The sequence below is a fragment of the uncultured Lutibacter sp. genome, from assembly GCF_937891065.1.
Lineage (GTDB): Bacteria > Bacteroidota > Bacteroidia > Flavobacteriales > Flavobacteriaceae > Lutibacter.
Genome location: NZ_CALAEQ010000264.1, coordinates 1 through 24738 on the forward strand (window position 1 = coordinate 1; position 24738 = coordinate 24738).

Annotated in this window: 20 protein-coding genes and 2 tRNA genes; 4 read left to right on the forward strand and 18 right to left on the reverse strand. The window is 29.8% G+C overall.

The features are described 5' to 3' along the window. Positions 1–41: 41 nt before the first annotated feature. The 3 genes from Q0352_RS13890 to Q0352_RS13900 all read right to left on the reverse strand — a co-directional run bounded on the left by Q0352_RS13890 (position 42) and on the right by Q0352_RS13900 (position 2378). Positions 42–116, reverse strand: a tRNA-Pro gene (locus Q0352_RS13890). A gap of 22 nt (positions 117–138) precedes the next feature. Continuing rightward, positions 139–222, reverse strand: a tRNA-Ser gene (locus tag Q0352_RS13895). Between the two features lie 101 nt (positions 223–323). Beyond that, positions 324–2378, reverse strand: a complete 2055-nt coding sequence (locus Q0352_RS13900; protein ID WP_299528495.1) for an HDIG domain-containing metalloprotein — start codon at positions 2376–2378, stop codon at positions 324–326. A gap of 399 nt (positions 2379–2777) precedes the next feature. Between Q0352_RS13900 and Q0352_RS13905 the strand changes: the two genes are divergently transcribed. Next, positions 2778–3953, forward strand: coding sequence for an acetyl-CoA C-acyltransferase (locus Q0352_RS13905; protein ID WP_299528498.1), 1176 nt, complete (start codon positions 2778–2780; stop codon positions 3951–3953). A 7-nt stretch (positions 3954–3960) separates the two neighbouring features. Beyond that, positions 3961–4731, forward strand: coding sequence for a C40 family peptidase (locus tag Q0352_RS13910; RefSeq protein ID WP_299528501.1), 771 nt, complete (start codon positions 3961–3963; stop codon positions 4729–4731). Positions 4732–4779: 48 nt separating this feature from the next. Here the strand turns inward: Q0352_RS13910 and Q0352_RS13915 are convergent, their stop codons facing one another. Then, positions 4780–6060 (reverse strand): tetratricopeptide repeat protein, encoded by a 1281-nt coding sequence (locus tag Q0352_RS13915; protein WP_299528504.1) that lies wholly within the window; start codon positions 6058–6060, stop codon positions 4780–4782. A gap of 10 nt (positions 6061–6070) precedes the next feature. Beyond that, positions 6071–8596, reverse strand: a complete 2526-nt coding sequence (gene gyrA / locus Q0352_RS13920) for a DNA gyrase subunit A (RefSeq protein WP_299528507.1) — start codon at positions 8594–8596, stop codon at positions 6071–6073. Positions 8597–8854: 258 nt separating this feature from the next. On the opposite strand from gyrA, the gene Q0352_RS13925 reads away from it, so the two are divergent. Together Q0352_RS13925 and Q0352_RS13930 are read left to right on the forward strand one after the other, a co-directional pair. Next, the gene (locus Q0352_RS13925) at positions 8855–11389 is read left to right on the forward strand and encodes an ATP-dependent Clp protease ATP-binding subunit (protein WP_299528510.1); all 2535 of its coding nucleotides are present in this window, start codon (positions 8855–8857) and stop codon (positions 11387–11389) included. Positions 11390–11453: 64 nt separating this feature from the next. Further along, positions 11454–11816 (forward strand): PLDc N-terminal domain-containing protein, encoded by a 363-nt coding sequence (locus Q0352_RS13930; RefSeq protein WP_299528513.1) that lies wholly within the window; start codon positions 11454–11456, stop codon positions 11814–11816. Position 11817: 1 nt separating this feature from the next. Here Q0352_RS13930 and Q0352_RS13935 read toward each other — a convergent pair whose 3' ends face one another. The 13 genes from Q0352_RS13935 to Q0352_RS13995 all read right to left on the reverse strand — a co-directional run bounded on the left by Q0352_RS13935 (position 11818) and on the right by Q0352_RS13995 (position 24738). After that, positions 11818–12771 carry a glycosyltransferase gene (locus tag Q0352_RS13935; RefSeq protein ID WP_299528516.1) on the reverse strand — a complete coding sequence of 318 codons (954 nt, stop codon included), beginning with the start codon at positions 12769–12771 and terminating at the stop codon, positions 11818–11820. Positions 12772–12893: 122 nt separating this feature from the next. Further along, on the reverse strand, positions 12894–14642 hold the full coding sequence (locus tag Q0352_RS13940) for an acyl-CoA dehydrogenase family protein (protein ID WP_299528519.1): 1749 nt from the start codon (positions 14640–14642) through the stop codon (positions 12894–12896). Positions 14643–14714: 72 nt separating this feature from the next. Continuing rightward, a complete protein-coding gene (locus Q0352_RS13945) occupies positions 14715–15734 on the reverse strand; it encodes an electron transfer flavoprotein subunit alpha/FixB family protein (protein ID WP_299528522.1) in 1020 nt (339 codons plus the stop codon). Between the two features lie 27 nt (positions 15735–15761). Beyond that, entirely contained in the window at positions 15762–16637 is an 876-nt protein-coding gene (locus Q0352_RS13950; RefSeq protein ID WP_299528525.1) for an electron transfer flavoprotein subunit beta/FixA family protein, read from the reverse strand. Between the two features lie 180 nt (positions 16638–16817). Then, positions 16818–17684 carry an SDR family oxidoreductase gene (locus tag Q0352_RS13955; protein ID WP_299528581.1) on the reverse strand — a complete coding sequence of 289 codons (867 nt, stop codon included), beginning with the start codon at positions 17682–17684 and terminating at the stop codon, positions 16818–16820. A 51-nt stretch (positions 17685–17735) separates the two neighbouring features. Next, on the reverse strand, positions 17736–19388 hold the full coding sequence (recN, locus tag Q0352_RS13960; RefSeq protein ID WP_299528528.1) for a DNA repair protein RecN: 1653 nt from the start codon (positions 19386–19388) through the stop codon (positions 17736–17738). Positions 19389–19411: 23 nt separating this feature from the next. After that, complete coding sequence (locus Q0352_RS13965; protein ID WP_299528531.1) at positions 19412–20299, reverse strand: DUF4835 family protein; 888 nt, start codon at positions 20297–20299, stop codon at positions 19412–19414. Continuing rightward, on the reverse strand, positions 20292–21506 hold the full coding sequence (gene coaBC, locus Q0352_RS13970) for a bifunctional phosphopantothenoylcysteine decarboxylase/phosphopantothenate--cysteine ligase CoaBC (RefSeq protein WP_299528534.1): 1215 nt from the start codon (positions 21504–21506) through the stop codon (positions 20292–20294). The genes Q0352_RS13965 and coaBC overlap by 8 nt, the downstream gene beginning before the upstream one ends. Next, positions 21507–21833 (reverse strand): DNA-directed RNA polymerase subunit omega, encoded by a 327-nt coding sequence (locus Q0352_RS13975; RefSeq protein ID WP_299528537.1) that lies wholly within the window; start codon positions 21831–21833, stop codon positions 21507–21509. Then, positions 21823–22650, reverse strand: coding sequence for an outer membrane protein assembly factor BamD (locus Q0352_RS13980; RefSeq protein ID WP_299528540.1), 828 nt, complete (start codon positions 22648–22650; stop codon positions 21823–21825). The genes Q0352_RS13975 and Q0352_RS13980 overlap by 11 nt, the downstream gene beginning before the upstream one ends. Positions 22651–22769: 119 nt before the next feature. Continuing rightward, on the reverse strand, positions 22770–23285 hold the full coding sequence (locus Q0352_RS13985) for a ferritin (RefSeq protein WP_299528543.1): 516 nt from the start codon (positions 23283–23285) through the stop codon (positions 22770–22772). 56 nt (positions 23286–23341) lie between these two features. Then, positions 23342–24217: a 4-hydroxy-tetrahydrodipicolinate synthase gene (gene dapA / locus Q0352_RS13990; protein WP_299528584.1), complete on the reverse strand. Its 876-nt coding sequence runs from the start codon at positions 24215–24217 to the stop codon at positions 23342–23344. Continuing rightward, positions 24217–24738 carry a hypothetical protein gene (locus Q0352_RS13995; protein WP_299528546.1) on the reverse strand — a complete coding sequence of 174 codons (522 nt, stop codon included), beginning with the start codon at positions 24736–24738 and terminating at the stop codon, positions 24217–24219. Before Q0352_RS13995 ends, dapA begins: the two co-directional genes overlap by 1 nt.

Below are 24738 nucleotides of genomic sequence, written 5' to 3' on the forward strand. Positions count from 1 at the left end.
GCTCTATCCAGCTGAGCTACGAGCCCGTAACTCTAAAAATGTCGGGGTGGCAGGATTCGAACCTGCGGCCTCCACGTCCCAAACGTGGCGCGATAACCGGGCTACGCTACACCCCGAAAATAGTTATCATTAATTTTGCGGAGAGACAGGGACTCGAACCCTGGCGACAGTTACCCGTCGACAGATTAGCAATCTGCTCCATTACCACTCTGGCACCTCTCCTAAAATACGCTAAAGAACTTATTTTTGCGAGTGCAAATGTAACATTAGAAATGCATTTACACAACATTTTTTCACTTTTTTTGACTAAATATATGACTTATTTATTCTGGGTATTCAATTCTTAAATGATAAATATTCTTTAACTTCTTCTTTAACACCTTTTTAATGGTTTGTAATTCTTTAAAAGTAATATCAGCATTCATAAATTGCCCATCTTCCATCTGCTTATTAATTATTTTTTCGACTAAATTATCAAATGCTTGCACAGAAGGTTCTTTTATACTTTTTGAAGCTGCTTCAACAGCATCACACATCATTAATATGGCTGTTTCTTTTGAAAAAGGTATTGGTCCAGGATATTGAAAATATTTAGCATCTACAACTCCCCCATTTAGTTCTTCTTCCTTTTTGTAAAAATAATACACTAATGAAGTTCCATGATGTGTTCTAATAAAATCAATTATCCTATCTGGTAAATGATGTTTTTTAGCTAGTTCTACACCTTTAATAATATGATTTATAATTATTTGCGCACTATCTTTTGGCGTAAGTTCATTATGTGGATTTACATTAGTTGATTGATTTTCAGTAAAAAACATTGGATTATCCATTTTACCAATATCGTGATACAAAGCTCCTGTACGCACAAGCATTGAGTTTGCTTTTACTTCATTCGCACAAGCTTCTGCTAAATTAGCAACTTGCAATGAGTGTTGAAAAGTTCCTGGTGCCTTTTCTGCTAATTCATGCAATAATTTAGAATTTGTATTTGATAATTCTTTCAATGATTCGTCTGAAACTAAACCAAACATTTTTTCGAATATATATATAAGTGGCAAAACAAATAATGTTGCTGCACCGTTTAGAGTAAAATATAAAAACTTATCCCAATCTAAATTTTGAGCGTTTCCTTCTTGTATGATTGAAAAGGCAAAATATGCTAAAAAATATACAAATGTTATTTGTAGTACTGATATAAAAAGGTTTGCTCTTTTATAAAGTTCTGATATTGTTAAAATAGTAACAATCCCTGCTATTATTTGCAGAAATATAAATTCGAAACTATTTGGAACAATAAAACCAAGCAATAATATAGTTAACACATGGACAAATAAACCAAGCCTTGCATCAAAAAAAGCTTTTAAAACTAACGGCAATATTACAATTGGAGCAACATAAATATATTTTGCATCGTACTTCACAATTAATGTTAATAAAAGCACTATTAATATAATATTGAAAAAAATAAAATTAACTTTATTGTTATTTTCGAAAATATCTAATCTATATTTTCTTAAAAAAAGCAACAACATTAAAAATGATAATGCAACTAAAATGGTGTAACCAAAAACAATCCAATTATAATTTGACTTACTCCATACTTGCGATTCAAATTCACTTTTTATAGAATTTAATTTGGCTAATTTTTCTCCTTCAACAATATCACCTTTAAATATAATTCTTTCTTTTTCTGAAACTAAACCTTCCGTATATGAAATTTTATTTAGGTTTTCTTGTAATACTTTTAATGTGAAATTCTCATCAAAACTAACATTTGGTTTTAATTCCTCATAAATAATATTTAAAACACTATTTTGTTCTTCTGTATAAGGTGAAGTACCAATCTTAGAATTAATAAATTCTAAGATTTGAAAAGATTTAAACAGTTTATAAGATTGAATATCTTGTGTCTTATTACCATTTCGAAGTGTAATTAATTTATTTTCAGCAAATTGAATGTTTGAATCTTCTAAATATCCATATTCATAAATAGTATTTACAATAGCAGTAGATTTTTTAACTAAATCACTTTTACCTTTTTTAGTTAGTTTTAAATTAGAAAAAAGCACATTAATTTTACTGGAAATTTCGTCTTTTACGTTTGATACAATTTCATCGTTATATTCAAAAAACTGTTTTGATGTTTCTTTAATTTGCTTTTTTTCATTTTCAACATCTTCTATTGATTTTTGAACTGCAAAATCAAAAGGAGCATAGTAATTTTCATATTGCCAAGGTTTTCCTTTTTGAAATTCATATTTAAACTGTCCTCCTTTCGGGAAAAGATACACAACTAAAACTATAGCCGCTATATATAAAAACAGTTTATATATTAATGAATGATTTACTAGTAATTTATTTATGAATTTTTTCACGAAGTTTACATTTGCAAATCAAAAATAGCAATTATTATCTTATATGCATTTGCAATCTGTTTTATTTTTTATGATATCTTCTAATCTTTTAGGAATATTGTTAATTATCTAATTCTTTTAATTCAAATATTGCATTCTTTTATAATTCTCATCTGTATTATTTAAAATTCCTTCAATTACAGAATTTGGCAAAAAAAACCAATATTAAACCTCCAATAATAGAAATTAATATTTTTTAAAAAATTATTTTAAAGTCACTTTTTAACATCCACTAAAAATTATGAAACATATAGTTTAGGAAAGTTAAACTTATTACATAAAATAATCTCTTTTTTAATACCTTAAAAATTGCTTAAATTTTCTTAAATTCGCCTTAGATTTATATTCTAAGAATTAATTATGAAAGAAGTTGTAATTGTATCTGTTGCCAGAACACCTATTGGAAGTTTTTTAGGTAGTTTAGCTAATATTTCTGCTCCTAAATTAGGTGCTATTGCCATAAAAGGAGCTCTAAATAAAATAAATTTAGACCCAAAATTAATTGACGAAGTTTTTATGGGGAATGTTGTTTCTGCTGGCTTAGGACAAGCGCCCGCTCGCCAAGCCGCAATTTTCGCAGGAATACCTAATACGGTTCCATGTACAACCATAAATAAAGTTTGTGCCTCTGGAATGAAGGCTATAATGCTTGCTTCACAAGCAATTAAAACAGGAGATGCTGATATTATTGTTGCAGGTGGAATGGAAAATATGAGTAGTATTCCACATTACATTTCAGGAAGGATAGCTACAAAATTAGGTAATATTAATGTAGCTGATGGACTTTTAGTTGATGGTTTAACTGACGTTTACAACCAAAACCATATGGGAACATGTGGTGATTTATGTGCTACTGAATATAATTTTACAAGAGAAGATCAAGATAATTTCGCAATAGAATCTTATACTAAATCTGCGAAAGCATGGGCAAATGGGAAATTTTCAAATGAAATAGTTCCTGTTGAAATTCCTCAAAGAAAGGGTGACCCTATTATTTTTGCAGAAGATGAAGAGTACAAAAATGTAATTATGGATAAAATTCCTACTTTACGACCTGTATTTAATAAAGACGGTACTGTAACTGCTGCAAATGCATCAACCTTAAATGATGGAGCTGCTGCATTAGTACTTATGAGTGCTGACAAAGCCAAAGAATTAAATTTAAAACCAATTGCAAAAATAATTGGATATGCTGATGCTGCACAAGAACCAAAATGGTTCACCACTGCTCCTGCAAAAGCTCTACCAAAAGCATTAGCAAAAGCTGGCATTACCCAAGATCAAGTAGATTATTTTGAATTTAATGAAGCTTTTTCTGTAGTCGGATTGGCTAATATTAAAATTTTAAATTTAGATGCCGAAAAAGTAAATGTTAATGGTGGTGCAGTCTCTTTAGGTCATCCACTAGGAATGTCTGGTGCAAGAATTGTAATTGCACTTACTTCAATTTTAGAACAAAAAAATGCAAAAATTGGTGCCGCTGCAATTTGCAATGGTGGTGGAGGCGCAAGTGCAATAGTAATTGAAAGAATGTAATTTATTTATGCACTACGGAATTTGTAATTTAAGTATTGTTCCCCTTAGAATGGAAACTAATGATACAAGCGAAATGGTTTCGCAGCTATTATTTGGTGAACATTTTAAAATTTTAGAAATACAAAAAAAATGGAGTAAGATTAGAACTGCTTTTGATAATTATGAAGGATGGGTTGACAATAAACAAATTGAAGAGATTACTGAAGAAACATATATAAATATAGATAATTCAAAGACTACTTTGGTTTCTGAATTAATTGATTTTGCAACTGATAAAAATGAAAATTACACAACTGTAGTTTTAGGTTCTTTTTTACCTTTTTACAACAATCAAAACTTATTCATAAATTCTACTAATTTTAAATATGAAGGTGCTATTATTTCAGAAAGATTACCTAAAGAATCTATCGTAAATATTGCTTTTAAATATTTAAATTCTCCTTATTTATGGGGAGGTAGAACTCCATTTGGTATTGATTGTTCAGGATTTACACAAATGGTTTACAAACTTTGTGGATATAAATTATTACGTGATGCTACACAGCAATCATCTCAGGGTGAAGTTTTAAGTTTTATTGAAGAAAGTGAACCAGGAGATTTAGCTTTTTTCGACAATAATGAAGGTATTATCACGCACGTTGGTATAATTATGAAAGATAATTACATCATTCATGCATACGGAAAAATTAGAATTGATAGAATTGACCACAGCGGTATTTTTAATATTGATACCCATAGACATACTCATAAGCTGCGAGTTATTAAAAAAATTATATAAAAAAAGCTCACAAATTTGTGAGCTTTTTTTATGAAAATTAATTATTCATTATCCTTTTAATTCTTCATAAATCTCTCTAATTACATCTAACTTATCCGTCATTTCTAAGTTTTCATATAACCCCATTAGAGTTTGAATTATACTAATGTTTTTACCATCTATTTCATACGCTTTTTCGTAATATGGAATTGCTTTTTTGTATATTTCAAATTGTTGCGCCTGTAATTTATCATATTTATCAAAATCTGATAAACTTTTATTCATTTCTTCAATAATAGGCTTAGTTTCTTCAATGATAGCTGCACCAATATTATTATATGCATCTCCATAATCTGGATTCAATTCTATTGCTTTTTCAAAATATTTAATCGCCTCTGCTAAATTTTTTTGATCCATATTCATTACTCCAACATTGTAATACAAAGTTGGTTCGGTTGGATTTAATGTAATAGCTTCTTGTAATTTCTCTTTGAATTTAGCATTATCTCCTAATTTATAATAAATATTTGCTTCATCAATCAATAAAGAATAGCTTTCTGGAAATTCAGATCTACCTTCAGCTATAACCTCTAATGCTTTTTCATTATCTTCTAAAGATGAGTAATTTTGAGCTAAGGTTTTAAAAATAAACTCTCTACGAGAATCTTTAGCTTCTTCTCTTGCATTTTCAACTATTCCTAATTTAACTTGTAAATCCATTGCTTTTTTATCATTAAAAGTAATTTCTTCACCATCCTCTTTATTATTTGCTACATAAATTGTAGTAATACCAGAATAATTTAACTCCAATAATTTTTCATATAATTCTTTTGAAGTTTCATAATCATTAGCAAAATAATATACCAAAGCGGCATTATCTAAAAAAGATGTATCTCTTGGGCTTAAAGCATAAACTTGATTGAATTTTTTTGCTGCACTTAAATAATCTGCTGATTCTTTAGTTTCTATAGCTGTACTATAATCTGCAGAAGCACTCTCAGCAACCCTATTTATCAGTTTATTTAGTAATTCGCTTAACTCATTTGTATACTTTTGGTTATTTATTTCTTTCTCATAATCAATTAATTGATTAAAAGCTTCTCCTATTTTTAGGATATCAGCGTTTTCAGAACCATTTTGGTATAATGCTTTTCCTTTTAAATAATAAAATTTAGCTTTCGTTTTTTCATCGGCATCAGCAATTAATGCCTCAGCCTGATTAACTGCTGCCATTGCAGCTACAAAATCATTTGATTTTACCGCCTTTTCAGCAGTTTTAAGTTCGCTTTTTTGTCCGAACACTGTCATGCTTAAAAATAATGCTGACAGAATTAATAATTGTTTTCTCATTTTAATTGATTTAATCTTGATTTGTATTCTCTTCGTTATTGTTCTCTTCATTGCTATTTTCAAATTCCGTGCCATTTTCAGTTTCATCTATTACTTCTTCTTCATGCAATACTTTTGCTACAGCAGCAATAGAGTCATTATCCTTAATGTTAATTAATTTTACACCTTGTGTTGCGCGGCCCATAACACGTAAATTCGCAACAGCCATTCTAATTGTAATTCCTGATTTATTAATAATCATTAAATCATCTTCATCTGTTACATTTTTAATAGCTACTAAACCTCCTGTTTTTTCAGTAATATTTATAGTTTTAACACCTTTCCCTCCTCGGTTAGTAATTCTATAATCTTCTAAACTAGATCTTTTACCATACCCTTTTTCAGAAACTACTAATACATCACTTTCTTTATCATCTACAGCAATCATACCTATTACTTCATCATTCTTATGATTTAAAGTAATTCCTCTAACACCCGAAGCATTTCTACCCATAGGGCGTGTTTTACTTTCTTCGAAACGAATTGATTTTCCAGATTTTAAACCTATCATAATTTGGCTATCTCCGGTTGTTAATTTAGCTTCTAAAAGTTCATCACCATCTTTTATAGTAATTGCATTGATACCATTGGTTCTTGGACGAGAATATTGTTCTAAAGAAGTCTTTTTAACTTGACCCTTTTTAGTTGCCATGATAATATAATGACTATTTACATATTCTTCATTTTTCAAATCTTCAGTTACTAAGAATGCTTTAACAACATCGTCTTGCTCTATATTAACCAAATTTTGCATAGCTCTACCTTTTGAAGTTTTTCCTCCTTCTGGTATTTCATAAACTCGCATCCAAAATACTTTTCCTTTTTGAGTAAAGAATAACATGTATTGATGGTTAGTACCTATAAATAAATGTTCTAAGAAATCTTCATTTCTAGTTGCTACACCTTTTTGACCTCTTCCTCCTCTATTTTGAACTTTATATTCATCCAAATTAGTACGTTTTACATAACCTGCATGTGAAATAGTTACTACTACTTTAGAGTTAGGAATCATATCTTCAATAGATAAATCTCCACCAGCATATTCAATCACTGATCTACGATCATCTCCATATTTATCTCTAACATCAATTAATTCTGTTTTAATTATATCATAACGTCTATCTACATCCGCTAAAATATCCTTTAAATCAACAATTAACGCCATAATATCATCATATTCAGCACGTAACTTATCTTGCTCTAAACCCGTTAATTGACGCAAACGCATTTCAACGATGGCTTTTGCTTGAATTTCAGATAATTCGAAACGAGCAATTAAATTTTCTCTCGCTTCATCGGCATTAGAAGATGCTCTAATTATTTTAATTACTTCATCAATATTATCACTTGCAATAATTAATCCTTCTAAAATATGAGCTCTCGCTTCCGCTTTTTTAAGTTCAAATTCTGTTCTTCTTACAACAACTTCATGTCTGTGTTCAACAAAATAATGAATTAATTCTTTTAAATTTAATTGTTGTGGACGCCCATTAACTAATGCTATATTATTTACACTAAATGATGTTTGTAAGCTTGTATATTTGTATAATTTATTTAAAACAATGTTTGGAATTGCATCACGTTTTAAAATATAAACAACGCGCATACCATTTCTATCCGATTCATCACGAATATTAGCAATACCTTCTAATTTCTTTTCATTAACAAGATCAGCAGTTTTTTTAATCATATCTGCCTTATTCACTTGATAAGGAATTTCTGTAACAATAATACATTCTCTACCTTGAACTTCTTCAATTGTAGCCTTTGCACGCATTACTATTCTTCCCCTACCTGTTTCAAATGCTTCTTTTACTCCTTCATAACCGTAAATAATTCCACCTGTTGGAAAATCAGGAGCTTTAATATGCTGCATTAATTCAGAAATTTCAATATCTCTGTTTTCAATATATGCTAACGTACCATTAATAACTTCTGTTAAATTATGAGGCGCCATATTAGTTGCCATTCCTACTGCAATACCTGAAGCTCCGTTTACTAATAAATTAGGAATACGTGTTGGTAAAACTGTTGGTTCATTTAATGTATCATCAAAATTTAATTTATGATCTACCGTATCTTTTTCTATATCAGCAAGCATATCTTCTGATATTTTTTGCATACGTACCTCTGTATAACGCATTGCTGCTGGACTATCTCCATCAACCGAACCAAAGTTACCTTGACCGTCAACCATCATATATCGCACACTCCAATTTTGAGCCATACGAACCATAGCATCATAAACTGATGTATCTCCATGTGGGTGATACTTACCAAGTACTTCCCCAACAATTCTTGCTGATTTCTTATAAGATCCTGTTGCTTTTATACCTAATTCATGCATCCCAAATAACACCCTTCTATGCACTGGTTTTAAACCATCACGCACATCAGGTAAAGCTCTTGAAACAATCACAGACATTGAATAGTCAATGTAAGCAGATTTCATCTCATCTTCAATGTTAATAGGTATCAATTTTTCTCCGTCTGACATATGTATTTTTAATTTATTTTAGTTTCAAATTTTAACAAAGCAATATACAATTTTTCACTTTTTAACAAGTCATTTAATCTGTTGTTTTTTTAATATTTATCAACATTAAAATGTTAAAAATAAATCAATTAAAACGCTGATTATCAACAAATTTCAGTCGTTAAAAACGATTACTAATTTAAATTTAACAAAAGAGGTGCTGTTTTTGTACAAAAAAAAGAAAAAAATCAGTTAATTTTACCATATAAACTCAAAATTATGGAAGATAATTTCTCACCAAAAGTTAAAGATGTAATAGCATACAGTAAAGAAGAAGCCTTACGTTTGGGTCATGATTTTATTGGTACTGAACATTTAATATTAGGTATATTAAGAAAAGGAGCCGGAAAAGCAATAGAGATTCTAAATTCATTAGATATAAACCTTGATCATTTAAGAAAAAAGATTGAGATTTTAAGCCCTGCGAACCCTTCAACCGATTTTGCAAATGAAAAGAAAAGTATACATCTAACAAGACAAGCTGAAAAGGCATTAAAAACAACGTTTTTAGAAGCAAAGTTATATAAAAGTGATTCTGTAAATACTGCACATTTGCTATTATGTATTTTACGCAACGAAAATGATCCTACCACAAAATTATTTCACAATTTCAGTGTAAATTATGACGATGTAAAAACAGTTTTTAGGCAAACGTATTTGAACGAAGAACTAGATTTACCAAGAGCAGAAACTCCATCTGATGATGATTTTGACGCTCCAAAACCTAATCCATTTGAACAAAGCAAAAGTGCTACTCCTGTTGAAAAGAAGTCTAAAACTCCTGTTTTAGATAACTTTGGACGTGATTTAACGCGTTTAGCGGAAGAAGATAGATTAGATCCTGTAGTTGGAAGACAAAAGGAAATAGAGCGCGTTTCTCAAATTTTAAGCCGAAGAAAAAAGAACAATCCAATGTTAATTGGTGAGCCTGGAGTTGGAAAATCAGCCATTGCAGAAGGTTTAGCATTACGTATTGTGCAACGCAAAGTATCACGTATTTTATTTAATAAACGTGTAGTATCACTTGATTTAGCAAGTTTAGTTGCTGGCACAAAATATAGAGGTCAATTTGAAGAACGAATGAAAGCTTTAATGAATGAATTAGAAAAAAATGATGATATCATTTTATTCATTGATGAAATTCATACCATTGTTGGTGCTGGTGGAGCAACAGGATCTTTAGATGCTTCAAATATGTTAAAACCTGCCTTAGCAAGAGGTGAAATTCAATGTATTGGTGCAACAACTTTAGATGAGTTTAGAACAAATATTGAAAAAGACGGTGCCTTAGAACGTAGATTCCAAAAAGTAATTATTGAGCCTACTTCAGTGGATGAAACTATTCAAATTTTACAAAATATAAAAGACAAATATGAAGATCATCATAATGTTACTTATACAGATGATGCAATTGTAGCCTGTGTAAAGTTAACTAATAGATATATGACCGATCGTTTTTTACCAGACAAAGCTATTGATGCTTTAGATGAATCTGGTTCTCGTATTCATATTACCAATATTATTGTTCCAAAAGAAGTTTTAAGTTTAGAGGCACAATTAGAAAAAATTAAAGATGACAAAACTGCTGCAGTAAATGGTCAAAAATATGAAGAAGCTGCTCGTTTACGTGATGATGAAAAACGTATTGAAGGATTGTTATTAACTGAACAGTTAAGATGGGAAGAAGCTTCAAAATTAAATCGTGAAATTGTTACTGAAGATAATGTTGCCGAAGTAGTTTCTATGATGACAGGAATTCCTGTAAATAGAGTTGCAGAAGCTGAAAGCCAAAGATTACATGATTTACCGAAACTTATCAAAGGAAAAGTTATCGGTCAAGATGAAGCAGTTTCTAAGGTTGTAAAAGCTATTCAGAGAAATAGAGTTGGACTTAAAGATCCAAACAAACCAATTGGCTCATTTATATTTTTAGGTCAAACTGGAGTTGGGAAAACACAACTAGCTAAAGTTTTAGCTACTGAATTATTTGATAATGAAGATGCACTTGTAAGAATTGATATGAGTGAATATATGGAGAAATTTGCAATTTCTCGTTTAATTGGAGCTCCTCCAGGTTATGTTGGTTATGAAGAAGGAGGGCAATTAACTGAAAAAATTAGACGTAAACCATATGCTGTTGTATTATTAGATGAAATTGAAAAAGCACATCCTGATGTTTTTAATATGTTACTACAAATATTAGATGATGGACATATTACTGATAGTCTTGGAAGAAGAATTGATTTTAGAAATACAATTATTATCATGACATCGAACATTGGTTCTCGTCAGTTAAAAGATTTTGGTGCTGGAGTTGGTTTTGGAACTGCTTCAAAAACAGAACAAGCTGATGCAAATGCAAAAAGTATCATTGAAAATGCTTTAAAAAAGTCATTTGCTCCAGAATTTTTAAATAGAATTGATGATGTTGTAGTATTTAATGCTTTAGAACGGGAAGATATTCATTCAATTATTGATATTGAATTAGAAAAACTAATGCTAAGGATTGAAGATTTAGGCTACCACCTAAAACTATCTGAAAAAGCTAAAGATTATATTGCTGACAAAGGTTTTGATAAGCAATATGGAGCACGACCTTTAAAACGTGCCATTCAGAAATATATTGAAGATACTCTAGCTGAAGAGATTGTTAATTCAAAATTGAATGAAGGTGATACCATTTTTATGGATTTAAATGAAAAAACAATTGAATTAACTATAAAAATAAAAAAAGGTAAAAAAAAGGTTGAGTAATTCTTAACCTTTTTTTGCTGAAAATTTAGTAATTTTAATGAATTAACATTTAATTCAGTTAATTATGAAATCTTCTACTAAATTTTGGCTAACAATTTTTACATTTCTTCCTATCGTTTTTTTGATACTTTTTTTTAGTTTATTTTTTACAATTTTTATTGAAAACATTGTAGAACTTGAACAAAACCAGGGAGAATTTCCTGTCTCATTTTTTCAATCTTTAGCTTGGTTTATTCCTTTATTAATATTAATGGCATTAACTAGTTTAGGAATTAAAATTTATTATATCGTACATACTAATAACAAACCTGATAACGATACTAATAAAAAAATTATGTGGACACTTTTACTAATTTTCACAGGAAGTATTGGAGCAATAGTGTATTATTTTGTTGAAATTACACCCTTAGAAAAAATAGAAATATAGCTTAACTATCAGAGAATATTCCTTTTAAAAAACCTAATCCGTAGCCTGTAAATTGAATAAGTGTTGTGAAAATACTTAATACAGCTACGGATATTTTTTTGTTTTTTATGAATGAATCTAAAAATATCATTGTAAAGTACACTACAAACAATAACGCCAAAATTTTAATTCCTGCAATTAAACTAATTAGAGCTATTGCAAAAAATAAAATAAAAATAGTAGGAAACCAATAAGTGATTTTAGCTGTATCTGGATACTTCTTATTTAAAAACGGACGCCCTTTACCAAATGCAAATGTTTGTTTAAAAAATTGTTGAAAAGTAGATCTTCTTTTATGATACACAAAAGCATTTTCAATGAACTGTGTTTCAAAATTATGTTCCCACAAACGAAAAGTCAAATCAATATCCTCCCCTATTTTCATTTTACTAAAACCCGTCGTTTTTTCAAATGCTTTTTTTGAAATTCCTAAATTAAAACTTCTTGGTTGAAATTTATCAACTGCTTTTTTACTTCCCCTGATTCCTCCAGTGGTTAAAAAGGAAGTCATGCTGTAATTTATAGCTTTTTGAATGATAGTGAAAGAATCATGTGCTGCATCTGCTCCACCAAAAGCATCGGTAAAATTAAGTGCTAAAGCCTTTTCAACTTCATCCAAATAATTTGGAGGAATTATACAATCGGAATCAAAAATGATAAAATAATTTCCAGAAGCTCGTTCCATCCCAAAATTTCGACTTGCTCCTGCTCCACTATTTTCTTTAAAAAAATAAATAAGATTTAATGCCTTCGAATAATTTTCAACTATTTCTTTTGAATTATTTTCTGAACCATCCTCAACTACAACAACTTCAAAGTTTTTTGAATAGGTTTGTTTTGTTAAACTAGCTAACAATTCGTCAATTTCTTGAGGACGATTATAGACTGGTATGATAATAGAAAATTGTAACTCCATACATTATTTTACAAATTCAAATTTAATGTATTTTAACTAAACACAAGTACTGAAAAATCAATAAAAAAACCTACTTTAAAAAGAAACAAAGTAGGTTAAACACTCTTTTTAACTAAAATTATTTATGCTTCTTCAGTTTCTTCAACTTCAACATTTATTTTAGCTTCAGTTACTTTATATAATTCTAAATTTTCAGCTTCAAAATTAGCAATATAATCGTATTTTTCTTTGTTTTCAGATTTTACTAAATTCACATATAATTTTGCTGATTTACTAAATTTAGTATCTCTTTGATTGTTTAAAACCAATAAATATCCCATAATAATATTTCCAGCCATTTCAACCAAACGTCTTGAATGAAAATCTAATAAAGGTATGTTGCTCTGTTCAATTACTTTTTTAGAAATGGTTTCAAAATCAATGGTCATTTCTTGAAGTAATTTTTTTAATATTCCATTTTCATCAGAAACTTCACTTTCATAAACTTTTATTTGCTCTAAGAAAACTCCAGTAGTAACACCTTTTATTGCTGCAATAGTTTGTAATTGTGTAGTACCTTCATAAATTGAAGTAATACGAGCATCTCTATAAATACGTTCTATTGGGAAATCTGACATAAAACCTGTTCCTCCATGAATTTGTAAAGAATCATATGCTATTTTATTACATGCTTCACTCGCTGTCATTTTAATTAAAGGTGTAAAAACATTCGCTAATTTCATATAATGCTTCATTTCACTTCGCTCTTCACTTTCCAGCTTTCGCTCATTCATTGCATCTTCATATGCTTTTGAAATATCAACAAAACTAGTAGTTTCATATAAGAGAGATCGCAAAGCATCAATCTTAATTTTCATATTTGTTAGCATTTCATAAACCGCAGGAAAATTTAGAATATATTTTCCAAACTGGGCTCTTTCTTCAGCATACTTTAATGCTTCTCTATAAGCCGCATCTGCAATACCTACTGACTGTGCTCCAACACCCAAACGTGCAGAATTCATCAATGCCATTACATATTTAATTAATCCAAAACGTTCTTTCCCAACCAATTCGGCTGGTGCATTTTTAAATACCAATTCACAAGTTGGTGAACCTTTAATTCCTAATTTTTTTTCTAAATGTCTAACCTCAACCGCATGAGCACTTCTATCATAAATAAACATAGACAAACCTCTGGCATCTGTTGTATTTTCTTCAGATCTTGCTAAAACTAACGAAATATCAGCATCACCATTGGTAATAAAACGTTTTACCCCGTTTAATCTCCATATTTGCTCGTTTTCATCAAAAGTAGCTTTTAATTTTACAGCTTGTAAATCAGATCCTGCATCTGGCTCTGTTAAAACCATTGCCGCTGTAACTCCATCACGATTAAAACGTGGTAAATATTTTTCGCGTTGTTCTTCTGACCCAAATTCATAAATGGTTTCAGCACAATCTTGTAATCCCCAAATATTGGCAAAACCAGCATCAGCTCTTGCTACCATTTCAGCTGCCATCACATAAGGAAGTAACGGAAAGTTTAAACCTCCATACTTTCTTGGTAAACCCATACCAATTAAACCTGCATCATACAATGCTTTATAATCTGCTGTAGTTCCTTTTGCATAAACTACTTCATTATTTAAAATATGAGGTCCTTCAATATCAACACTTTCTGCATTTGGTGAAATAGTCTCGGCGCAAATTTCACCGACAATTTCTAATACTTTTCCGTAGGTATCTATTGCATCTTCATGATTTAAAGGAGCATAATCGTAGTGTTCTGATTCCTTAAAATTTCGTTCTTTTAATTTTACAATTTTTTGAACGATTGGATGTTCCAAATGAAATTTAAAATCTGGAGTATCTTTGAAAAAATTATCCATTTTGTATTTTTTTATATTTTTGAATTTTGAATTAAAATTTCAAACCAAAATTCACTTGTTTTTATTACTATTTTATTTTGCGTTCTTTTTGTAAAATTCAATCATTTTAGGAACAACAACACCCACATCTCCATTAATTACATAATCTGCAATTTTATTGATTGGTGCATCTGGATCGTTGTTAATAGAAATAATCATAGAAGCATCTTGCATTCCGGCAGTATGCTGAATTGCACCTGAAATTCCTGCAGCAATATATAATTTTGGACGAACCGTAGTTCCTGTTTGACCAATTTGACGATCATGTTCAATATACCCAGCATCAACTGCTGCTCTTGATCCACCAACTTCACCTCCTAATAATTTTGCTAATTCAATTAGATGATCAAAATTTTCTTTTGAACCAACACCATAACCACCAGCCACAATAATTGGAGCTTCTTTTAAATTTACACCCGATTTTTGAATATGACGTTCAATAATTTTAACTACAAAATCTTCTTCTTTTAAAATTGAATTTACATCAACTTCAATAACTTCAGTACTATAATGTTCATCAAAAATATCTTTTTTCATAACACCTTCACGAACAGTTGCCATTTGTGGATGCATGTCCCAATTTATAATATTTGCCATAATACTTCCTCCAAAAGCTGGACGAATGGCATATAATAAATCTTTATATTCTTTCTTTTCTTTCTTTACAAAATGATCACCAATATCTAAAATGGTGCAATCAGCAGTTAACCCACAATTTAATTGCGACGCTAATCTTGGTGCCAAATCTCTTCCTACTGAAGTAGCTCCAAATAACACAATTTGAGGATCTTCTTCTTTTAAAATTTTTGAAGCCAACGCTGTGTGAGGCAATGTACTATAAGGCTCTAGCCTCATACTGTTACCTACAAATAGTCTATCCACTCCAAAAGGAGCAATTTGACTTTCAATTCCACTTAAACTTGAACCAAAAATCATAGCATCTAACGGGCATCCTAACTTTTGAGCCAAACGTTTTCCTGCTGATAATAATTCCTGACTTATATCTGCGACTATTTGATTTTCAACTTCGCAATATACCATTACACTTTTCATACTTAATACTTTTAAATTTTATATAAATTACCCAATGGTATGATGTTCAATTAATTCTCTAATCATTCCTTCAATATCGGTATCTGAGCTAGTTAATATTTTAGCTTCACCAGCGGTTAGCACAATACTTTCTACACTTTTCACTTTAGTTGGCGAACCCGCTAAACCAATTTTTGTTACATCAGCTTCAATATCTTCAACACTCCATTCTGGAATCGTTAAATATTGTCTTTTTTCATGTAGTGATAGTAACATTTCATTTGCCGACCTTAATTCTGTTTTAGATCTCGCATATTTGTATTTCATGACACTTTTAGCATGTCTAGATCTGCATTTAGGCGAAGATCCATGAACTGTCATTAAACAAGGATAAGGCGCAGAAACGGTTTCAACACCTTTTTCTAAACGTCTTCTTGCTATAATTTCAGTATCATTTATTTCTAAAATTTCTTCAACATAGGTTACCTGCGGAATTTGTAACTTATCGGCACATTGTGGCCCAACCTGAGCTGTATCACCATCAATAGCTTGTCTACCTCCTAGAATTAAATCGTAAGGAGCTAATTTTTTAATACCTTGAACTAAAGTATAACTTGTAGCTAAAGTATCAGCTCCTCCAAATCGTCTATCAGAAATCATAATACCATTATCAACTCCACGATAATAGCCTTCTCTAATAATATCAGCAGCTTTTTGCGGTCCCATGGTTAGAATAGTTACTGTTGTTCCGGGAACTCTATCTTTTATATTTAATGCCAATTCCAGTGCATGTAAATCATCTGGATTGAATACGGTTGAAAGTTTACCTCTATTTACTGTACCGTCAGGCTTCATCGCATCAGGACCAACGTGTCTGGTGTCTGGCACTTGCTTTGCTAGTACTATAATTTTAAGTGGTCTCATAAAAAAATTATTGTTTATGTTTAATTCTACCAAAAATATAGTTTTAAATTGATGTAAAACATGACATTACTCATACAATAGAATAATAGTACTTAATTCTGTTGAAAGTATTTCCAAATTTGGCGCAAAAAAAAGCGATGATTTTTCAATCATCGCTTTTCAATATTTATATAAATACTCTTATTTTTTAGTTTTCTTTGGTTCTTCAACTAGTACTTCCCCTTCAGATTTAAAAGTTTTCATGAAATTATCCATAATACCAGTACTAATTCCCATATTTGAGAAACCACCATCGTGAAATAAATTTTGTAGGGTTACTTTCTTAGTTAAATCAGAGAACATACTAATTGTGTAATCTGCACATTCTAAAGCAGTTGCATTTCCAAGTGGAGACATTTCTTCAGCATACGCAATAAATCCATCGAAACCTTTTACACCGCTACCAGCTGTTGTTGGTGTTGGTGATTGTGAAATTGTATTTACACGTACTTTTTTATCACGTCCAAAGAAATAACCAAAACTACGAGCTACAGATTCCAAATAAGCTTTATTATCTGCCATATCATTATAATCTGGAAAAACACGTTGTGCTGCCATATATGATAAAGCAACAATACTTCCCCATTCGTTCATAGCATCTCTTTGATATAATACACTCATTAATCTATGAAAAGACAATGCTGAAACATCAAAACCAGTTTTAGTAAAATTATAATCTTGGTGTGTGTAATGATTTCCTCTACGCACATTTACTGACATTCCTATTGAATGCAAAACGAAATCAATTTTACCACCTAAAATTTTCATCGCTCCATCTACCAAATCTTCCAAATCCATTATTGAAGTAGCATCTGCAGCAATTACTTCAGAACCAGTTTTCTCAGCCAATTCTGCTATAGTTCCAAGTCGTAATGCAACTGGTGCATTCGATAAAACAAATATCGCACCTTCTTCATGTGCTCTTTCTGCAACCTTCCAAGCAATTGATTTAGAGTCTAAAGCTCCTAAAATAATTCCTCTTTTCCCTTTTAGTAAATTATACATAATTGTATTTTAGTTTGATTTATTTTTTTAATAGTTTGCAAATATAGTAAATTCTTAACTTAGCAGCTCTTTTGCATGCTCAATAGCAGTTGTTGTGATATTTTTACCACCTAACATTTCTGCTATTTCGTTGATACGTTCATCATTAGTTAGCTCAATTAATTTAGTAACTATATTATTAGCAATATCTTGTTTATAAACTTTATAATGTTGTTTTCCTTTTGCTGCAATTTGAGGTAAATGAGTAATTGATATTACTTGCATATTCTCACTCATTTGCTGCATAATTTCAGCCATTTTTTGAGAAATATCACCTGAAACTCCAGTATCAATTTCATCGAAAATAATAGTTGGTAATTTTAAATATTCTGAAAGAATGGCTTTTATTGAAAGCATAATTCGTGACATTTCACCACCAGAAGCTATTTTCTTAAGTTCCCCAAAGTTTGCACCTTTATTTGCCGAAATTAATAACTGCAATTCATCTTTACCATTCACAAAATATTGATTTGAATGCGTTAACTTAAATTGAAAACGAGTATTTTCCATTCCTAAATTAGACAGGCTTTTTTCTAATTTTTTAACTAAAACTGGAATAGCTTTTTCTCTTTGCTTAAATATGGTTTTTGCTAGCTCATCAATTTTATCAGCTACATTTTTAACTTCATTTTCTTTTTTAGTAATTATTCCTGAAGAATTTACAACCTCATCAACTTTTACTGACAGCTCTTCTTGAATAACTAATAACTCAGCAATTGATTTTACACCATGTTTCTTTTGTAAATTGTAAATAAGCTGTAACCTATCATTTAATTTTTCTAATTCCGAAGAATCAAAATCTATTGTTTCATTTAAATTTTCAATTTCGCTGGCAATATCATCAAATTCAACTTTCAAACTAAAAGCTCTATCAAATAATTCTTTATAATCTTTTGAATAAGTACTAATTTTATTTAAATTATTGGTAAAAGAAATTAATAATGTTTGTAAGCCTATTTCTTCATTTAAACCAATTGATTGAGCTTCCGATAAATTTAATTTAATCTCTTCAATATTATTTAATTTATCTAACGACTCTTCTATTTCCTCTTGCTCATCAACTTTTAAAACTGCTTTATTTAACTCATCAAACAAATGCAAATTATATTCATATTGCTCTTTTGCTTTTTCTTGAGTAGCTTTTAGCTGATTTAGTTCTTTTTTAAGTTTATTAAATAACAACAACCCTCTTTTATACGAATCTATTTTAGCAAAATTATTGGCTATCGCATCAATAATTTCAAATTGAAAAGTACTGTTAGATAATTGCAAAGTTTGATGTTGTGAATGAACATCAATTAATTTTTCACTTAAAGCTTGTAAAACTTGTAATGTTGTAGGTGTATCATTAATAAATGCTCTTGATTTTCCGTTCGGAAGAATTTCTCGTCTTATAATAGTTTCACTTTCAAAATCCAATTCGTTTTCTTTAAAAAATGATTCTAACAAATAATTTGAAATAGAAAACTGGGCCTCAATAATACATTTATTCTCTGCATCTTTAAGTGTAGATGAATCTGCTCTATTTCCTAAAACCAAGCCAAGTGCTCCTAATAGAATAGATTTCCCTGCTCCTGTTTCTCCAGTAATAATAGATAATTTATCTTTAAAATTAACAGATAAACTATCAATTAATGCGTAATTTTTTATAGAAAGGTTTGTAAGCATTCTTGTAATTTAATTTAATAAAATTACTCAATTTCACTCCACTTAGCGGCATTAATGGGCGAAATTCTCAATAAGTCTTCTTTTAATTTCAAAGCATCAAATCTTGGCCCGCTAGAAAATACACTTACTATTTCACTAGCTTTTGAATCCATAAAAACACGTAATAAAAAAGCATTTGGCCGAGTATCAAAAATTGATTTTAAACTATATATTGATTCTGCAATCTTATTCTTTGCTTTAATTTGATCTTCTGTCATAACATCTAGTCCCTTTATATGATATTCATATAAAGCAGTACGAAATGCACTATAAGTTGGTGATAATAAATTATCAATTAATGTAAAACGTGTTCCAGTTCCATCATTTTGATTCCATCCTGAATAACCACTTTGCTGTGCTTGTACCAATATATTTTGCGCTTTTGTAAAAAAAGGTGTTCCTCCATTTAAAGAAAATGTATCTGAATCAAAACCTAAAATTGTGTATACATAAAATGAAACAATAGACACTAAATTAGATTCAAATGTATTTTCATTAAATTGTAATGGTTCAAATTCAGCATATTTAAACGAGAAATCATCATCTTTAAAATTAAAAAGAGGTGTTAAATAAGATGAATTATAAATTGGGCGAGATGATTGTATTTGAATATGCCCTTTAAAATCGTTCCCGCTTTGTTCTAAGATAGTTATTGTTAAATTACAATCTATTCGTTCTTGTGGTTTATAATTAGAATTTGTCCAACGTGTTTGATTCACAAATTCATTCAATGTATTTTCTAACGTAGTGAATATTTGCTTATTAGACCCAGGAACTTTGTCAGAATTAACTGTTATAGAACAATTTAACTCTTGGGCTTTTAATTGTATAACCGTAAAAAGAATAACTAGTATTTGAAGTGTTTTACGCATAAATTCTATTTAAAATTTCATTAAATATATCTTCAGCAACTTCTGCCTTAGATTTTAGACTAAATTCTGAAATTTTTTCGGATTTATCAATAATAGTTACTTTATTTGTTTCTTTTTTAAACCCAGCACCTTTATCATTTAGTGAATTTAGCACTATTAAATCTAAATTCTTCCTCTTTAATTTATCAGTAGCATTTTCAATTTCATTATTAGTTTCAAGAGCGAAACCAACTAAAAACTGATCTTTTTTTATTTCTCCTAATGAAGCTAATATATCTTTTGTTTTCACCAATTCAATATTCATTGTATCGGTTGATTTTTTTATTTTATTTTCAGCAACAATCTTTGGTTTATAATCTGAAACAGCCGCAGAAAGAATTGCAATATTTATTGATGAATATATTTTATGAGCTTCATTATACATTTCTTCAGCACTAATTACATCAATTCTTTTAATTAAAGAATGCGAAACTTTTTCATTTGATGGTCCTGTAATTAAATAAACTTGAGCTCCTAAATTAACAGCCATTTTAGCTAATTCAAATCCCATTTTACCTGAAGAATGATTTCCTATAAAACGAACTGGATCTATTGCTTCGTATGTTGGACCTGCAGTAATTAAAACACTTTTATCATACAATGGCAAACCTTTAATAATGTCATTTTCAATAAGTGACACAATATTTTCAGGCTCTTCCATTCTGCCTTCTCCTTCTAGCCCACTTGCTAAAAACCCACTTGATGGAGCTATAAATACATTTCCAAAGTTTTTCAACTTCTCAATATTAGCTGTAGTAGTTGGGTGCTTATACATATCTAAATCCATTGTAGGAGCAAAATATACTTTACATTTTGCTGATAAGTATACAGCTAACAACAAATTATCACAAACACCATTTGCCATTTTAGACAATGTATTTGCCGTTGCAGGAGCAACAATCATAAAATCGGCCCAAAGACCTAATTCAACATGGCTATTCCACTCTTCGTTTTCTTCATCACTTTTATCAAAAAAAGTTGAATAGACGGGGTTTTGGGAAAGTGTTGATAGTGTAAGCGGAGTTACAAAATCTTTAGAAGCAGGTGTCATAACAACTTTAACTTGCGCACCTGCTTTAATAAAAAGTCGTACTAAATGTGCTGTTTTATAAGCAGCAATACCGGCTGTTACACCTAACAGTATATTTTTACCGCTTAAAACTGACATTTACTCTTGTATTGTTTCTGGATTTCTGTGGTAAATTTTATTATCAACCCATTCTTGAACAGCAATTGAAGTTGCTTTAGGTAATTTTTCGTAAAATTTAGAAACTTCAATTTGTTCTTTATTTTCAAAAACCTCGTCTAAACTATCAGTATAAGTTGCAAACTCTTCTAATTTTTCAACTAGTTCATTTTTCAAATCAACACTAATTTGCTCGGCTCTTTTAGCTATTATTGTAATAGCTTCATAAATGTTTTCAGTTGGAGCTTCAATTTCATTTTTGTCGTAAGTTACAGTTGTAGTAGCTGCTTTTGAGTTTTTATAATCCATTAGTCTGTGTTTTTAATGTTGTTAAAGAATTTAATTCTTCCTTTACGTTTGTTAGTAATTCTTTAGTTTCCTCTAAATACTTTGAGTTTGAAAAGCTTCGTTTTAGTCTTTCATGCATTTTAACAGCATCATTAAGCCTTTCTTCTTTTTTTGTGAAATAACTTTTTATAGCTAATTCATAAGCTGATTTAAATTTGAAATATAAAGCTTCTTCTTTAAATGTTGTACCTAAATAATCTGATATTAAATTATCAAAGGCAACAATTGCAGCAATATAATCCTTTGTATGATAATATTGCTTCGCTATCTCAAATGATTTTTTTTCTAATTTACCCGTTAATTCTTTAACATACTTATTTGCATCTGCAATATTTGGGGAATTTGGATATTTAAAAATAAAATTTTGCATTGCAGTAATAGCTTCATAAGTATCTTTTTGGTCTAAGCTAAATAATGGTGAAGCTAAATAATAACTATGAGCTGATAAATATGCTCCTTCCTCAATTTTTGAACTTTTTGGATAGTTTTTTACAAACTTATCAAAATAGTATGCTGCTAAAGTGTATTGCTTTGTATTATAATGTGCTTGCGCTATCATATATTGAATACGTTCCATTTGAGGTTTCCCTCTGTAACTTGGTGTAATTTTCTCAAACAATTGTATCGCTTTATTGTATTTCTGTGATTCATACAATTCAGTAGCCATTTCATATTGCTTTTCAACAGTACCTTTATTCAATACTTTTTGATATTCACTACAAGATGAAACACCTATAGCTATCAATAAAATGAAAATGTAAATTTTATTTTTTTGCATTTGGCAAAATTAGTTATTTATTATGGATTATTAAAATGATTTTTTAACTTCAAGAAACCACAAAAATAACACGCTTTTAGAATAAATATTGCTTAACAATCCTAATTGTTTGTTAATAATTATGCTGTTGGTGCAACAGAACTTACAACTGTAAGTTGTTTAATGTCATTATCAAACAAGTATAAACCTCCTTTATCGTCACCAATTAAATTTATTTTATCTAAAATAGTTCTTGCTTGAGCTTCTTCTTCTATTTGTTCAGCAACATACCATTGTAAAAAGTTATGTGTAGCATAATCTTTTTCTTCTAATGCAATATGAACCAATTCATTAATTGTTTGAGAAACATAAACTTCATGTTTAAATAATGTTTCAAACATTTCCTTAATAGACCCAAATTCTAATGCTGGAGCATCTAACTCTGTAACTTTTGCAAAACCTCCACGCTCATTAACATATTTAAACATTTTTAACATGTGTTGACGTTCTTCATCTGAAGCATCATACATGAATTGAGAAGCTCCTTCAAGGCCTTTACTTTCGGCATAAGAAGCCATTGCTAAATATATTTGAGAAGATTCAGCTTCTATTCTTATTTGTTTATTTAAAACGGATTGCATTCTTTCTGATAACATAGTCTTTAATATTTAATTTTGTGAATTTACAGTTAAAAAATTAGTAGAGACACACTCTAATAATTAGCTGCAAAGGTATTTATTTTTTCTTGTAAATCATAAGAAGCATTCACTAAAGGTAAACGAACATTTTCAGAGCAAATATTTAACGTTTTTAAAAGTGCTTTTATACCTGCCGGATTCCCTTCTTCAAAAATATAATCTATACTATCCATTACTTTATAGTGAATCGCATTTGCTTCAGTTACATTTCCTTTTAAGCCATACTGAATCATTTTAGAAAAATCTTTAGGCAATCCTTGTCCAATTACTGAAATTACACCTACTCCACCCGCTAAAACTAAAGGCAAAGCAATCATGTCATCCCCAGAAATTATCATAAAATCAGCTGGTTTGTTTTGTATTAAACGCTGAACTTGAATAATATCCCCTGCAGCTTCCTTTATAGCAACAATATTTTTAAAATCATTCGAAATTCTAATTACAGTACTTGGTAAAACATTAACACCCGTTCTACTTGGTACATTATATAAAATTATTGGTAGCGGGCTAGCTTCTGAAACAGCTTTAAAATGTTGATAAATCCCTTCTTGAGTTGGCTTGTTATAATATGGTGAAACAGAAAGTATGGCACAATAATCAGACAAATCTGTCGATTTTAACTCTTCAACAATTGCCATAGTATTATTTCCTCCAACACCTATTACTAATGGCAATCTTCCATTATTTTCTTTAATAATAGTTGCTTTAACTAACTCTTTTTCTTCTGAAGTTAAGGTAGCTGGTTCGCCTGTAGTACCTAGAATAACCAAATAATTTATTCCATTATCTATTTGATAGTTTACCAAACGCTTCAACCCTTCAAAATCTACAGATTTATCTTTATTAAAAGGCGTTACTAACGCTACTCCTGTTCCTATCAATTCTTGCATCATATTTTTTTTAATATTTTCAAATACTTTAATAATTCTTTATCAAAAAGTTTAAAATCATCTGATTTACAATCAATTAACAAATCGTAAAAACGATTGTCTAAATGTTTAAAACCTGCTCTAAAACCTATTTTACACTGCAATAATAACAAGTTGCTGTATAAATTATCAACTTTACTGTAATTAATTAACAAATCGTATTTTTTTGTTAATATGGTTTTTAATTTTTCGGAATTAATTCTGCCATACCAGCCAAAATCCTTTGGAGTTATTATGTCTTCAGAACTCTCTTCTTTACTTACTTTTTGCTGAAAAACAACCATCTTCAAATCTTTCTCAGCAATATTAAATAGCGCTAATATTTCCTTTTTCACCTTGTCTTTTTCTGAAATAGTATCTAAAAACACAATAACACGCTTTATTTCTTTTGAAGAAATTGCTGTTGACTTTTTAAGCAAATCTTTTAACCTTCTGTTAAAAAATATTTGATTGCTTTTTCGTTTAAATCCTGTAAAAATCAT

Bases quoted from the DNA above. Each gene is read 5' to 3' on its own strand.
- Q0352_RS13905 (WP_299528498.1), top strand. From the start codon at position 2,778: ATGAAAGAAGTTGTAATTGTATCTGTTGCCAGAACACCTATTGGAAGT.
- Q0352_RS13910 (WP_299528501.1), top strand. From the start codon at position 3,961: ATGCACTACGGAATTTGTAATTTAAGTATTGTTCCCCTTAGAATGGAA.
- Q0352_RS13915 (WP_299528504.1), bottom strand. From the start codon at position 6,060: ATGAGAAAACAATTATTAATTCTGTCAGCATTATTTTTAAGCATGACA.
- gyrA (WP_299528507.1), bottom strand. From the start codon at position 8,596: ATGTCAGACGGAGAAAAATTGATACCTATTAACATTGAAGATGAGATG.
- Q0352_RS13925 (WP_299528510.1), top strand. From the start codon at position 8,855: ATGGAAGATAATTTCTCACCAAAAGTTAAAGATGTAATAGCATACAGT.
- Q0352_RS13930 (WP_299528513.1), top strand. From the start codon at position 11,454: ATGAAATCTTCTACTAAATTTTGGCTAACAATTTTTACATTTCTTCCT.
- Q0352_RS13935 (WP_299528516.1), bottom strand. From the start codon at position 12,771: ATGGAGTTACAATTTTCTATTATCATACCAGTCTATAATCGTCCTCAA.
- Q0352_RS13940 (WP_299528519.1), bottom strand. From the start codon at position 14,642: ATGGATAATTTTTTCAAAGATACTCCAGATTTTAAATTTCATTTGGAA.
- Q0352_RS13945 (WP_299528522.1), bottom strand. From the start codon at position 15,734: ATGAAAAGTGTAATGGTATATTGCGAAGTTGAAAATCAAATAGTCGCA.
- Q0352_RS13950 (WP_299528525.1), bottom strand. From the start codon at position 16,637: ATGAGACCACTTAAAATTATAGTACTAGCAAAGCAAGTGCCAGACACC.
- recN (WP_299528528.1), bottom strand. From the start codon at position 19,388: ATGCTTACAAACCTTTCTATAAAAAATTACGCATTAATTGATAGTTTA.
- Q0352_RS13965 (WP_299528531.1), bottom strand. From the start codon at position 20,299: ATGCGTAAAACACTTCAAATACTAGTTATTCTTTTTACGGTTATACAA.
- coaBC (WP_299528534.1), bottom strand. From the start codon at position 21,506: ATGTCAGTTTTAAGCGGTAAAAATATACTGTTAGGTGTAACAGCCGGT.
- Q0352_RS13975 (WP_299528537.1), bottom strand. From the start codon at position 21,833: ATGGATTATAAAAACTCAAAAGCAGCTACTACAACTGTAACTTACGAC.
- Q0352_RS13980 (WP_299528540.1), bottom strand. From the start codon at position 22,650: ATGCAAAAAAATAAAATTTACATTTTCATTTTATTGATAGCTATAGGT.
- Q0352_RS13985 (WP_299528543.1), bottom strand. From the start codon at position 23,285: ATGTTATCAGAAAGAATGCAATCCGTTTTAAATAAACAAATAAGAATA.
- dapA (WP_299528584.1), bottom strand. From the start codon at position 24,217: ATGCAAGAATTGATAGGAACAGGAGTAGCGTTAGTAACGCCTTTTAAT.
- Q0352_RS13995 (WP_299528546.1), bottom strand. From the start codon at position 24,738: ATGATTTTTACAGGATTTAAACGAAAAAGCAATCAAATATTTTTTAAC.